This is a genomic window from Mycobacterium kansasii ATCC 12478, from assembly GCF_000157895.3.
Lineage (GTDB): Bacteria > Actinomycetota > Actinomycetes > Mycobacteriales > Mycobacteriaceae > Mycobacterium > Mycobacterium kansasii.
Genome location: NC_022663.1, coordinates 5,148,979 through 5,163,358, shown reverse-complemented (window position 1 = coordinate 5,163,358; position 14,380 = coordinate 5,148,979). Strand labels below are relative to the sequence as shown.

Here is a 14,380-nt window from a genome sequence, read left to right as displayed (position 1 = left end):
ACGCCGCTGTCGACGCGAGCACCAACCAGGCGGCGCGAGGTTGCTTCCCCGTCGACAGCTGGTCACCGGGGAGGCTCCGGGCGGCCTCGCCGACCGTTAAGCAGCCGGGCGATCCGCAGGGTGGCCCACAACCCGTAGCGGGCCGCACGCTGGGACACCAGACCGGACACGGGTGCGAGGACCACGTGGCGCATCCCCGCGTCGCCGAAGGCCCGCAGCTTGGCCGCCACCTGCCGCGGAGATCCCCACAGCAATGGCCCCTCGGTCATCACGGCATCCGGCACGGCGGCAATGGCGGCCTCGATCGCCCGGCGATTGTGGCGGTCGGGCACGAAGTTGACGAACGCGTCGAAGTGCGCCCCGAGAGGGTGCACGGCACCGGCTTGCCGCCACACTTCGGCGGGCGCAACGAGCCCAAGCAACCGGATGGCTTTGGTGTCGAGCATGGCCCGCGCCTCCCGCTCGGTCGCGCCGATCACCGCGAAGCGATGCAGCGCCGGGGTGATCGAGCCGGCGTCTCGCCCGGCCTCGGCGGCCGCCGCCTGCACCACCGCCAGCTTGGCCGCATACTCCTGCGGCGAGACCACCGTGACGGGATACCACCCGTCGCCGTAGCGTCCCGTGAGCCGCAGCATCCGCGGACCGTGCCCGCCGACCCAGATCTGCGGTACCCGGCCGCGCGGGGCATCGAGGTCCATTGTCGCCCGGTCAAGCTGAAAATGCTTGCCGGAGAACGTGATTGGCCCCCGCGTCGATAGGCACAGGCGGATCACCTGCAGCGCCTCCTCCAGCCGGGTGACCGGCTCGGAGAAGTCGAGTCCGTACGGGTCGATATTCATGCGCTCGCCCGCGCCGATGCCCAGGATGGGCGCGCGCCGGGTGAGATGAGACAGCGTCAGCATGGCCTGGGCGATGAGGACGGGGTGACGCCGAATCGCCTCGGTCACGCCGACGCCCAAGCGCAGTCGCCCGGCCCGCGACGCGAGATAGCCCAGCAGAACCTGGTAGTCGAAAAACTCGTGTGGGCTTTGATCTTGCGCCGCAAGCCAGCTGAGGTCTTTGTTCCAGATGGCGCGCGGCACAGCGCTCTGGAAGTGGTCGATGAGCATCACCGACTCCAGCCGCGCCGCCCGGGCCGCAAGTAACAACGCCCGAGCGCTGCTCAACGGCGGCTGCGTCCCGATCTGCAGGCCTACCGAGATCGCCGAGCTGTTCATGAGTGTTCTCGCCGCGGTGATCCCGGGGCGCTGGTCAGGGGACAACGGCGCGCCCCGGTAGAAACGCTTGCGACGATGACCGCCGGCACGGCGTGTCACTCCCGTACAGCTTCGGGGTCGGCGGGGCCCTGCGCTAACAGTTCGCGAAAGCCGTCCTCGTCGAGGATCGGCACCCCGAGCTCCACCGCCTTGTCGTATTTCGATCCGGGGGAATCTCCGGCGACGACATACGACGTTTTTTTCGACACCGAGCCGGCGGCCTTGCCGCCGCGGGCAACGATCGCCTCCTTGGCCTCGTCCCGGGAAAAGCCGGCCAGCGAACCGGTGACCACGACTGTCAAGCCGGCCAGCGTGCGCGGCACGCTTTCGTCGCGTTCGTCGGCCATCCGCACCCCGGCAGCCCGCCACTTGTCGACGATCTCGCGATGCCAGTCGACGGTGAACCATTCCGAAACCGCGGCGGCGATGGTCGGGCCGACCCCCTCGACGGCGGCCAGCTGCTCGGTGGACGCGTTGGCGATGGCTTCCAGAGTGCCGAATTCGGTGGCCAGCGCACGGGCAGCCGTCGGCCCGACATGGCGGATGGACAGCGCCACCAGCACCCGCCACAGCGGTGCCGCCTTGGCCTTGTCGAGATTGGCCAGTAGCCGTTTGCCGTTGGCCGAGAGCCCACCGGCCTTGGTGCGGAACAGCTCGGTGCGCAGCAGGTCGTCTTCGGTGAGGGCGAACAGGTCGCCCTCGCTGGCAATCACTCCGGCTTGCAACAGCGCCACGGCCGCCTCGTAGCCCAGCACCTCGATATCCAGGGCACTGCGGCTGGCTACATGGAACACCCGCTCCCGCAGTTGCGCAGGGCAGCGCTGGGAGTTGGGGCAGCGGATGTCGGCGTCGCCTTCCTTCTCCGGCGCCAGCACGGTACCGCACTCGGGACATGTTGTGGGCATGACGAATTCGCGTTCGGACCCGTCGCGCAGGTCGACCACGGGTCCCAGCACCTCGGGGATCACGTCGCCGGCTTTGCGGATCACCACCGTGTCGCCGATGAGCACACCTTTGCGTTTGACCTCCGAGGCGTTGTGCAACGTGGCCTGCGCGACCGTCGACCCGGCGACCTTCACCGGCGTCATGAACGCGAACGGCGTGACCCGCCCGGTGCGCCCGACGTTGACCCGGATGTCGAGCAGCTTGGTCTGCGCCTCCTCCGGCGGATACTTGTAGGCGATCGCCCAGCGCGGCGCCCGCGACGTGGAGCCCAGCCTGCGCTGCAGTGCCACCTCGTCGACTTTGATTACCACGCCGTCGATTTCGTGGTCCACCTCGTGGCGATGCTCGCCCCAGTAGTCGATGCGCTCCTGCACGCCGGCCATGTCGTTGACCAGGGTGGTGTGCTCGGAGACCGGCAACCCCCAGGCGCGCAGCGCCAGGTATGCCTGGTGCAGGCTGGCCGGGCGAAAACCCTGGGTATGGCCCAGCCCATGACAGATCATCCGCAGCCGCCGCCGCGCCGTGACCGCCGGGTCCTTCTGGCGCAGCGAACCCGCCGCACTGTTGCGGGGATTGGCGAACGGCGCTTTGCCCTCCTCGACGAGGCTGGCGTTGAGCGCCTGGAAATCAGCGACCCGGAAGAACACCTCGCCGCGGACTTCGAGCACCTCGGGGACCGGGTAGTCGTCGCTGGGGCTGAGCCGTTCGGGGACGTCGTCGATGGTGCGGGCGTTGAGCGTGACGTCCTCTCCGGTGCGCCCGTCACCTCGAGTGGACGCACGGGTCAACCGGCCCTGCTGGTAGACCAGCGACAGTGCCACGCCGTCGATCTTGAGCTCGGTGAGGTAGCTGGCAGCATCGCCGACCTCGGCATGAACCCGCGCTGCCCACGCGGCGAGTTCCGCTGCGCTGAAGGCATTGTCGAGGCTGAGCATCCGCTCCAGGTGCTCGACCGGCTCGAACTCCGTGGCAAAACCCGCACCCCCGACCAGCTGAGTGGGCGAATCGGGCGTACGCAGCTCGGGATACTGTTCCTCGAGCACTTCCAGCCGGCGCAGCAGCTCGTCGAATTCGGCGTCGGTGATGATCGGCGCGTCGCGCACGTAGTAGCGGAACTGGTGTTCGCGCACCTGCTCCGCCAGGTCCTGCCACTGATGCAACACTGGGGGCGGTGTGGTGTCGGCTTCGGGCGAACTCACCCTGGCAGGCTAACTGAGGCGGCTGACACGAGAAGGGTGCGCATTGTCGCAGCACGCAGCGAAAGAGAGTGTGTCGATGCAAGGCGATTGGCGCCGACTGGCGTGGGCATCCCCGCCGCCCTCGGTCAAATCGCTCTCCGTACGGCGGCAGTCGCTGACGGCCTGGACGCTGCCGGCAAACGCCTGGATTGACGCGTGAAGACCAATCCTCTGTACGGCCCAGCGTTCTACCTAGTGATGTCGGCGCTGTCCTAGCACAGTCCGAGCCCTGTTCGTACTGAATGTGTGCACCCACGGCACGACGCTGGGCCTCATCAGTACCGGAGGCCTTGCCGTATTGATGGGCTACACCGCCTACCGAGTCCGGTCGGGCAAGCGGCGATGAGCCGGCAATAGCGATGGCCGGCGGGTTCGCAGTGTTCGTCGGCAAGAAGGCCCCAGACTCCCACGGCTGACCACAGCGATGGTGGATTGCGGTCTTGGAACGGCAGTCTTCGTTTCCAAGGAAGCGATAGCCATCAGTGCCGACATACCAGATTTTGTCAACGAGACCTCCGGTTCTGGTCCAGTACAGGACGCGTACGCCCGCTGCGCCGCGGCATTGTGTCCATCCACAAAACCAACAAACCGCTAGCTGGTCAGCAACCGCGGCAGGTGCGGGTCCACACAATCCGCTAGATCAGCTCGTCGCGGCCAGCGCCCCGTTCAAATGGCGTCCGGGTCCTCAGCGAACGCCTCGGCGGCCTTACGGGCCAGCCCGATGGCGGTGCGAGCCCATTGCGGCGTCGCCCCCGCCAGACCGCATGCCGGAGAAACCCCGACGCGATCCCGCAGCGCCGAGCGAGAAAAGCCGAGCCGATCGGTCACCGCGACCACCTGCCCCGCCACCTCCTCGGCAGCCGGCCGCCTCAAGGGCGCGACGGCGGGGACCACGCCCAGCACCACGGTGCGCCCCGTCTCGACGAAGGCCGCGACACCGTCCAGGTCCGCCGCGCACAAGGTGCCCGCATCCACCGACACCGCACCAATAGCGCTGCGCCGCAACAGTTCCCACGGTAGCTCCGGCGCGCAGCTGTGCACCATGACGTCCGCGCCGGCCGCCTCGGCGCAGGTGTCCAGCAGTGCGCCGGCCACCGCCTCGTCCAGCGGGGCCACCGGGGTCAGCGCGGTCACACCGGTCAGCCGTCCGCCCAGGGCCGCCGGCAACGACGGCTCGTCGAACTGAACCACCACCGGCGTGTCCAGCCGGCGGGCCAGCGTCGCCCGGTGCGCGGCGACGCCCTCGGCCAGCGAGGCCGCCAGGTCACGCACCGCGCCCGGGTCGGTGATCGCCCGGTGGCCGTTGGCCAGCTCCAGTCCCGCGCTCAGCGTGATCGGTCCCGGGGCCTGAACCTTGACCACCTGCCCGCTCCCCCGCAACCCGGCGGTCTCCCACGCTTCTTCCAGGGCGTCCATGTCCTCGTTGAGCAGGCTGACGGCGCGGCGGGTCACCGTGCCGGGCCGGGCGACAATGCGGTAGCCGCGCGGCACGGTGTCGACGGCCAGATCGAGCAGCAGGGCGCCGGCCCGGCCGAGCATGTCGGCGCCCACTCCCCGGGCGGGCAACTCGACGAGATGCGCCAACGCATCGGCCAGCTCACCGACGACCACCTCGGCGGCGGGCCGCGCCGCGGTGCCGGGCCAGGATCCGATGCCGGTGGCCCGTGCGAACGGCGGCGCGAAATCACTCACTTGTCAACCGTATTCGAGGGCTGTTTAACGGCGGGGCGCGCGGGTAGGTTGCAACCACAGAAGGGTGGCTGATGGTGGGATCAATCCGGCTGCTGCTGTGGTGCTGTGCGGTGGCGCTGACGGTGGCGTGCACACGCGTGGTCGACGGTGAAGCACTGCCGCCCTTCGGTCTCTACCCGCTCGATGTGCTCAACGTCGACACCCTGATGCTGGACCAAGCACGGATGCGCGCGATCACCGGCGCCGGTGACGACCTGACGATCGTGCCGTCGATGGACGGCAAGCATCCGGTCGACATCGACGCCCTCGCAGAGGCCCTGCCCCGGGAATGCCGGTTCATCTATGCCGAAACGGCGACCTTCGGGCCCGACATCGCAGGGTTTCACAAGATCACCTTCCAGGACCCGCCCGAAGGCGCCCTGATCTCCGAGGGCGCCGCGGTGTATCGGGATCCCGGCATCGCCCGGCATGCCTTCGAGTCGCTGGTGGGCGCGGTGAGCAACTGCGCAACCAGTTCCAGTGGCCCCCTGCTGGTCAGTGTGTGGCATGTCGACGGTGACTCGCTGCACATCCGGCCCGGCGACTGCGGCCGCGACTACCGAGTCCTATCGGTGGCCCTGCTGGAAGTCACCTTCTGCGGGTTTCCGGAATCGGTGCCCGGCATCGTCATGACGAACATGGCCGCCAACGTGCCGGGTTAGACACCCGTGGTCTTGGTCTGTACGACGCGGGCGTCGGTGGATCGCCCCGGCCGCGTCCTCGAAACCTGCGAACCCCCAAGAGCCCGAACAGGTTACGACTGGGACGCACCAAGCTCGACTGGCCCAGGCGAGCCGTCGGCACGGCCGGCACGCCGCCAAGCCGACCCGAGTCGACCGAGACGCCCGCAGGCAGCGCACGGAGTCCGCCGCAACCCGCGACGCTCACAATGGACGAAATCCAGGTAGCCGATGACTCTTTCGGGGTGCGGCTTCGGAGCGATAGGCTCGTCGGCACAGCGCCAGATTGGAGGGTTGCACATCGGTCACAGCCGCTGATCGCGCGTCATGGGAAACGGGTCGGGTCCTTGTCAGCAGCATGCGCGCCTTCGCTGACCACCGTGACTGAGCGATACGTGGTCACCTGGGGTGACCGGCGGGCCGAGGATTTTCTGCTCTGATTCGGTAAGGGGCGGGCAACGATGGTGACGGTCGGGCACGACTTTTCCAACACCGACTTGGTGGATGAAGTGGCGGATGCGGGGTCGACGCAACGGGCGCAAGCAGTTTCGGTTCGGGCGGTGGTGAAGTGACATTGGCTGCCTACGACCCGGCGGGCGACGTGCCTGGTGCCGCATCGGAAGCACCGTGGCCCAGCCACTGACCGAGCAGAGCAATGCCGCGGCGGCGCCACTGGCGCTGCCCAAGGGGGGCGGGGCGATCCGCGGCATCGGTGAGAAGTTCGGGGCCAATCCCGTCACCGGAACCGGCAGCCTGTCCATTCCGATTCCGGCCAGCCCCGGACGCGACGGCTTCGGCCCCAGCCTGACCCTGACCTACGACAGCGGTTCGGGCAACGGACCGTTCGGCTTCGGCTGGACGCTGCGCCTCGCGTCGATCACCCGGCGCACCGATCGCGGGCTGCCGCGATACCGGGACGCCGCGGAGTCCGACGTGTTCATCCTGGCCGACACCGAAGACCTGGTTCCGGTGCTCACCGACGCCGGTACGCGTTTCGAGGACCGGGCCAGCGCCCCCGGCTACGTCATCCATCGTTACCGGCCCCGGCTGGAGGGCCTGTTCGCGCGGATCGAACGGTGGACTCGGCGCAGCGACGGCGATGTGCATTGGCGCTCGTTTTCCCGAGACAACGTGCTGACGATCTACGGCCGCGACGACCGCTCACGCATCCGCGACCCGGCCGACAGGCGCCGCATCTTCTCCTGGTTGGTGAGCGAGACCCGCGACGACAGGGGCAACGGAATCCTGTTCGACTACGTCGCCGAGAACGGCGCCGGGGTCCCGCTCGAACAGGTGCACGAACGCAACCGCGGCGACCGCGATGACGCGGCACGCAGCGCCAACCGCTACCTCAAGCGGGTACGGTACGCCAACCGCACGACGCTGCTCGACGAAAACGGCGACCGCCCAACCGATCTCACCCAGGCGAACATCGACTCGACGGTGTGGATGATGGAGGTGGTCTTCGACTACGACGAGGGCCACTTCGAAACGCTGCCGCCCGCCCCCGGCGTGCCGGCACGCGAGCAGCACACCCTGGTTCGCGCCAGCCCGCAGCCGGCTCACGCGTGGGCGCCGCGGCCGGACCCGTTCTCGACGTTTCGGCCCGGATTCGAAGTCCGCACCGTCCGGCGCTGCCGGCGGGCACTGGTGTTCCACCACATTCCCGACGTGGCCGGCATGGCCGAACCCGTGCGGCCCGGTTACGACGGCCTCGTCGCCGCCACCCACTTCGACTACAACGACCTGGACCTGCCCGCCTCCGTCGCCGTGGAACACGCACACGACGGAAGCACCCGGTACGGCTCCTTCCTGTGCGCGGTCACCCAGTCGGGATATCGCCACGCCGACGCGCCCGGCACCGAACTCGAGCAGTCGCTGCCACCGGTGGAGCTGCGCTACAGCCGTCCGGCGATCCAGGAGGCCGTCCGCCAGCTCGACGCCGAGGACATCGCCGACCTCCCCGCCGGCCTGGACGCGCGGCGCCGACTCGTCGATCTCGACGGGGAAGGACTGCCCGGCATCCTCGCCGACGAGGCAGGCTGGTGGTACTACAAAGCCAACCTCGGCGAAGGCCAATTTGGTTCCGCCGCAGTGGTTTCCAGCCAGCCGCGGTCGGGGCGCGACCGGTTGATCGACCTCGACGGGGACGGGCGCCCCGCCCTGGTCTGCCTCGACGGCCCGGTGCCCGGCTACTACGAACGGGCACCGGGCGCCGGCTGGGAAAACCTGCGTGCCTTCGAGCGGCTTCCCGCGCTGGTGTGGGACGACCCGGCGCTGCGCTTCGTCGACGTCGACGGCGACGGCCGACCCGACGTCCTGGTCACCGAAGACGAAGCGCTGGCCTGGTATCCGTTCCTGGGCGACGAAGGATTCGGCGACCGGGCGCGGGTGCCCGCAGCGCTAAACGAGGAGCTGGGCCCACGCGTCGTCCTCGCCGATGCGCTGGAATCCATCCAGCTGGCCGACATGAGCGGCGACGGGCTGGCCGACATCGTCCGGATCCGCAACGGCGACGTCTGCTACTGGCCGAACCTGGGTTACGGCCAATTCGGCGCCAAGATCACCCTCGACGACGTCGCCCCCTTCGACGACGCCGAGGCGTTCGATCAGCGTCGTATCCGGCTGGCCGACATCGACGGATCCGGCACCACCGACCTCATCTACCTCGCCGACGACGGTATTCGCCTGTACTTCAACCGGTCCGGCAACAGCCTCAGCGAAGCGCGCCCGCTCCCCCCGCTGCCGCACCTCGACGACGTGGTCAACGTCATGGCCGCCGACCTGCTCGGCAACGGAACCGCCTGCCTGGTGTGGTCGTCGTCGCTGCCCGGCGACGCGGGCGCACCGATTCGCTACCTCGACCTGATGGGGGGCGCCAAACCGCATCTACTGGTCGCAACGACCAACAACATGGGCGCCGAAACCCGCGTCGAATACGCGCCGTCGACCCGGTTCTACCTCGCCGACAAGCGGGCCGGCGCCCCGTGGCCGCTCCCGCTGCCGTTTCCGGTGCACGTCGTGGAGCGAATCGTCGTCGTCGACCACATCAGCGGCAACCGATACGGCACCCGATTCGCCTACCACTACGGGTATTTCGACGTCGTCGAGCGCGAATTTCGCGGCTTCGCCAAGGTCGACCAATGGGACAGCGAGGCATTCGCCGCGCTCGATCCCGCCGGCGCGGCCCCGGTCGCCGCCAACCTAGAGGCGTCCGCGCAGGTGCCGCCGGCACACACCGTGACCTGGTTTCACACCGGCCAGTGGGAGCGCCGCGCGGAGTTCGACGCCGCACTCGCCCGCGACTACTACGGGCAACCGCAGTTGGGTGAGCCGGTAGTGCCGGCCGGGCTCACCGTCGACGAGGAGCGCGAGGCCCGCCGCGCGCTCAAGGGCTCGCTGCTGCGCCGCGAGGTCTACGGACTGGACGGCACCCGCCGCCAGCCGCACCCCTACTCGGTGACCGAAAGCGTCAGCACCGTGCGCTGCCTGCAACGCCGGGCCGGCAACCGGCGCGCCGTCTTCCACACCGCGCCTCGGGAGACGATCACGCTGCACTACGAACGCGAGCCGGACGACCCTCGGGTCCAACACGACCTGACCCTCGAGGTCGACGACCACGGCAATGTCGTGCGTGCGGCGCAGGTGGTGTACGCGCGGGCCACGCCGGACGCAGAGTTGCCGCCCGAGGAGCGGGCCGCGCAGGCCGCCGTGCGTGTGCTGCTCGCCGAGAACCGGATGACCGAACCTCTCAGTGAGCCGGGCACGTATCGCGAGCCGGTGCCCTGCGAGCAACGCCGATACGAGCTGACCGGGATCCCGCCCCCGGCCCCCGCGACCCGATACGGGTTCGACGACCTTGCCCGCCGGACCGTGCAGGCCACCGAAATCCCTTTCGAGGCAACGCCAACCGGAGCCACACCGCAGAAGCGGCTGGTCGACCACCGCCGCGCCTATTTCCGCCGCGACGACCTCAGCGGCCCCGCGCCGTTGGGCAGCACCGGGCGCCGCGCGCTGCTGCACCAGCGCTACGCCCTCGCCTTGACGCCCGGTCTGGTCGACCAGGTGTACGGGACCAAGGTGAGCGCCGCGCTGCTCGACGGCCCCGGCGGCTATGCGCACCCCGACGGCCATCCAGGCTATTGGACCTCGTCGACCCGTGAGCTGCTGTCACCCGGCGCAACCGACAACCCGGCCCAGGAATTCGCTTACGCCCGTGCACATTTCTTCCGCCCGCTGCGCCTTCGGGACCCGTTTCACACCGCCGCCACCAGCACCGAGTCGTTCACCGTGCTCGACGCGCACGACCTGCTGGTCGCCGAGACCCGCGACGCGCTGGGCAACACCACCCGCGCTGTCGGTCTGGACTACCGGGTGCTCCGCCCGTCGCGCCTGGCCGACCCGAACGGCAACATCAGTGCCGTGGCCTACGACCCGTTCGGCGTGGTCGCCGGCAGCGCCGTCATGGGCAAACCCGCGCCCGCCCCCGTCGAGGGTGACACGCTGGACGGCTTCGTCGCCGACCCGACACCGGCGCAGCTGCAGGACTTGCTGGCCGACCCGCGCGGGCCGCTGGCGGCCACCCTGCTGGCGGGCGCGACGACACGAACAATCGTGGACCGCAACGCCTTTCGCCGGACGCCGGCGGGTCCGCCGGTGACCGTGACCATCGTCAGGGAAATCCACGTGTCCGATCTGCCCGCCGGGGCGGCCAGTCCGCTGCAGGTCCGCCTGGCCTACTCCGACGGCCTGGGCCGGCAGGTGCAAACCAAGGTGCAGGCACGCGCCGGGCCGGTTGCGCAGCGTGACGCCGCGGGCGCGGTGATCGTCGGCGCCGACGGGCAGCCGGTGCTCACCGCGACCGACGCGGACCCGAGGTGGATCGCCAGCGGCTGGACGGTGTACAACAACAAGGGTTTTGCCGTCCGCCAGTACCAACCCTTCTACACCGACCGCCATCAGTTCGAATTCGATGTCCGGGTGGGGGTCAGCCCCATCACGTTCTACGACCCGCTGGGCCGCACGGTCGGGGTGCTGCATCCCGACCACACCTGGCAGAAGACCGTCGTCGGCGCGTGGCGCTCGGAATCCTGGGACGCCAACGACACGGTGGCGCTGGTGGGCGCCGCCGACGACGACGTCGGTGGTTTCTTCGAACGCCTGCCCGCGGCGGCGCACGTCCCGACCTGGGCCGCGCTGCGCACCGATCCCGCGTTGGCGGCCGGGCGCTGGCCGGACGCCGACGAACGGGCTGCGCAGCGTCGCGCCGCCGAGCAGGCGATGGTGCACGCTGCGACACCGACGGTGGCGCATAGTGATTCGCTCGGGCGCGCGGTCCTGACGGTGGTGACCAACCGCTACAAATACTCCGACGCCGCACCGGCCGACCCGCCGACCGAACGCAGCTACCGCAACCGGGACGTGCTCGACGTCCTCGGCCGGCGCCGCGCGGTGATCGACGCACGCGGGCGGACCGTGCTGCGCGCCGCATTCGACCTGCAGGGCAACCGGATCCACGAAGCCAGCATGGAGGCCGGGGCCCGCTGGAGCCTGACCGACGCCATCGGCGGCGCGCTGGTCTCCTGGGACGACAAGGGCCGGCGGTTCACCACACGCTACGACGTGCTGCGCCGGCCCACCGGCACCGTGCTGAACGACGGCGGCGCCGACGTTCTGGTCGCCGACACCGTCTACGGCGAATCGCGGCCCGACCCGCAGGCGGCCAACCTGCGTGGGCGTGCCGTCGAACTGCGGGACCAGTCCGGGTCGGTGACCACCGACCGCTTCGACTTCGCCGGCAATCCGCTGCGGGTGGAACGGGCATTGGTGACGGACTACCGCAGCGTCATCGACTGGTCCGGGGCGGTCGGCCTGGAAAACGAGCGCTACCTCAGCGCCACCCGGTTCGACGCGCTGAACCGGCCGATTCAGGTCATCGCGCCGCACAGCAACCAGCCCGGCGCGGCGGTCAAAGTGTTGCAGCAGCAGTACGACCAGGGCTCGCTGCTGCGCCGTCTCGACGTGTGGATCGACGAATCCGATGATCCCCCAGCACTTCTCGACCCGGCCAGCGCCGACGTATCCGCACTGGCCGACGTGCGCTACGACGCGCAAGGGCGCCGCATCCAGGTCGACCGCGGCAACGGTGTGCGCACCACCGCCCGCTACGACCCGCTGACCCAGCGGCTCGCCGAGCTCCAGAGCCGCCGTAACCCAGCAGCTTTCGCCGACTGCCCGGACCCGCCGCCGGCGGGATGGCCCGGATGCCAGCTGCAGAATCAGCGGTTCGTGCATGATCCGAGCGGCAACGTCGCCGCGGTGCGCGACCTCGCCCAGCAGGCCATCTTCTTCCGCAACAGGCGCGTCACCGCCGACAGCGACTACACCTACGACGCCTTTTACCGGCTGATCGAGGCCACCGGCCGCGAACACATCGGTCAGGCGGCACCATCCCCGACCACGTACAACGACGTTGCGCGCCTTCGTATCCCGCACCCGGCCGACGGCAACGCGATGGCACGCTACCTCGAGCGCTACACCTACGACGACGTCGGCAACCTGCAAGCGGTAGCACACGTCGGCACCGATCCCGCCAATCCGGGATGGACCCGAACCTATGCCTACGCCGAGACCAGCCTGCTGGAGCCGGCACAGCACAACAACCGGCTCACCAGCACGACGGTGGACGGCGTGACCGACGTCTACGAGTACGACGAGCACGGCGACACGCTGAAAATGCCGCAGCTGCAAGCGATGCAGTGGGACTTTGGCGACCGGCTGCGGATGACGCGGCGACAGGCGGTGAACGCCGGCGACGCCGACGGCACCGCCCACGCCGGCGAGCGGACCTACTACGTCTACGGCGCCGGCGGCGAACGTCTACGCAAAATCACCGAAACCGCCGCGGGTGCCGTCGTCCAGGACCGCATCCAGCTGGGCGGCGTGGAGATCCTGCGCCGCGCCGGCCCGTCACCGCTGACCCAGGAGATCCTGCACATCCCCGATGGTTCGGCCACCCTGGCCATCGTGGAGACGACGCTGTCCGGCGGGCCGCCGGGGGCGCCGAAACACCTTGTGCGACATCAGGTCCGCGATCAACTCGGTTCAGCGGCCGTCGAGCTCGACGACCAGGCGCGGATCATCAGCTTCGAGGAATACACCCCCTACGGCGCCACCACCTACCAGGCGGTACGCAGGCAGACCGAGACGCCCAAGCGATTCCGCTTCCTGGGCGCCGAGCGCGACGAGGAGTCGGGACTGCAACACCTGGGCGCCCGCTACTACGCGCCCTGGCTGGGCCGGTTCGTCTCCTGCGATCCGATGGGCATCGAGGGCGGCACCTGCCTGTACGCATACAGCCGCGGCAACCCGGTCAGCCGCAAAGACCCGGGCGGCATGGGCGACGAGCCGACGGCCGCCGGCGGCATCACGATCACCAGCGGCGGCGGCGTCAGCGCGGGACCCTTTGTGGTCAACCGGGATCCGTCGAAATACGTCGTCGCATTCGGACCGGGAATGGGCTACATGGACCGCGCCGAGCACAACACCGGGCTCATCCCGCTCAACATTCAGGACAAGTACAACTGGGGACGGCCCGGCACGGGACCGCCGGCGTTCTTCCCGTCCGGCCCGGAGCTGGAAAAGCAATTCCAGATACCCAATTCCGAGGGCCAGCGGCGCGACCTCTACCCCATGTTCTCGGCGCTGATGACCGAGGAGGCGCTCGAAGGCAAGGTCGCCAGCACGGTCCACTTCGACATGCGCAAGGTCAACCCGACACCCAAGATGCCGCCGCTGGTGCCCGGTGACCCGGAGGCCGCCACGCCCGGATACTCGTGGGCCGACTTCCACTCCTCCGCCGAAGCGCGCCGGGTGCTGGCGCACCTGGCCGACACCGCCCCCGGCGACCGCAAGGTCGACATCTTCATCGAACACGAAGACGGAATCTCGATCATTCGCAAGGGCTCCGGCGCCGTCGAAGGCGCGCCGCTGCCGCAGCGGCTGGCCAAATTCGTGCCCAACCTCAACAACAGCGGCACCCGCGGCAGCGGCGGCGGAACGGGGACCGCCCCCACCGGCGGCGGTGCGCCGGGCGGGGGCTCCAAGGGCGGCGGTTCGCGCGGCGGACCCAGCCTCGGCCAGCGAGTCGGCGGCGCGGTCGCCGGCGCCGCCCGGGTCGCGATCCCCGGCGTCGTCGAAACCGAAGCCGTCGTGGGTAGCAGCGCCCTGCTCGCCTACGGCCTCGGCTACCACACCGCAGCCGCGACACTGCTGACCGTGGCCGAGGCGGTTCCCGTCGTGGCGGCCGCCGGCGCGGGCGGCGCACTCGCCGGACTGGCGGCCCGCAACGCCGCCAAGGAATACCTGGGCGCCACCCAACAAGAGGCAGACACCATCGGCCTGCTGGCCGCCGTCGGGGTCGGCGCCGCCATCGGATCCGTCATTCCCGGCGTCGGCACCGCCGTCGGCGCCGCAATCGGGGCCGCGGTGGCCGGCATCGCCTACCTGTTCAGCATCTGGTGACCGAAGG

The 14,380-nt window shown here is 69.6% G+C and carries 5 protein-coding genes and 1 pseudogene; 3 read left to right on the top strand and 3 right to left on the bottom strand.

Annotated features, from left to right (window positions below; all coding sequences use genetic code 11):
• Positions 1-62 precede the first annotated feature (62 nt).
• Entirely contained in the window at positions 63-1,316 is a 1,254-nt protein-coding gene (locus tag MKAN_RS22400) for an LLM class flavin-dependent oxidoreductase (protein WP_225722801.1), read from the bottom strand.
• A complete protein-coding gene (gene ligA / locus MKAN_RS22395) occupies positions 1,313-3,400 on the bottom strand; it encodes an NAD-dependent DNA ligase LigA (RefSeq protein WP_036444331.1) in 2,088 nt (695 codons plus the stop codon). Before ligA ends, MKAN_RS22400 begins: the two co-directional genes overlap by 4 nt.
• Positions 3,401-3,595: 195 nt before the next feature.
• On the opposite strand from ligA, the pseudogene MKAN_RS29970 reads away from it, so the two are divergent.
• A pseudogene (locus MKAN_RS29970) lies at positions 3,596-3,785 on the top strand (hypothetical protein).
• 320 nt (positions 3,786-4,105) lie between these two features.
• On the opposite strand, the gene MKAN_RS22390 reads toward MKAN_RS29970, so the two are convergent.
• Positions 4,106-5,131 carry a uroporphyrinogen decarboxylase/cobalamine-independent methonine synthase family protein gene (locus tag MKAN_RS22390; protein ID WP_023372160.1) on the bottom strand — a complete coding sequence of 342 codons (1,026 nt, stop codon included), beginning with the start codon at positions 5,129-5,131 and terminating at the stop codon, positions 4,106-4,108.
• 71 nt (positions 5,132-5,202) lie between these two features.
• Between MKAN_RS22390 and MKAN_RS22385 the strand changes: the two genes are divergently transcribed.
• Both MKAN_RS22385 and MKAN_RS22380 read left to right on the top strand, forming a co-directional pair.
• Positions 5,203-5,832 (top strand): sensor domain-containing protein, encoded by a 630-nt coding sequence (locus MKAN_RS22385; protein WP_023372159.1) that lies wholly within the window; start codon positions 5,203-5,205, stop codon positions 5,830-5,832.
• Positions 5,833-6,477: 645 nt separating this feature from the next.
• A complete protein-coding gene (locus tag MKAN_RS22380) occupies positions 6,478-14,373 on the top strand; it encodes a SpvB/TcaC N-terminal domain-containing protein (protein ID WP_023372157.1) in 7,896 nt (2,631 codons plus the stop codon).
• The last annotated feature ends 7 nt before the right edge of the window (positions 14,374-14,380 follow it).

Bases quoted from the DNA above. Each gene is read 5' to 3' on its own strand.
- MKAN_RS22385 (WP_023372159.1), top strand. From the start codon at position 5,203: ATGGTGGGATCAATCCGGCTGCTGCTGTGGTGCTGTGCGGTGGCGCTG.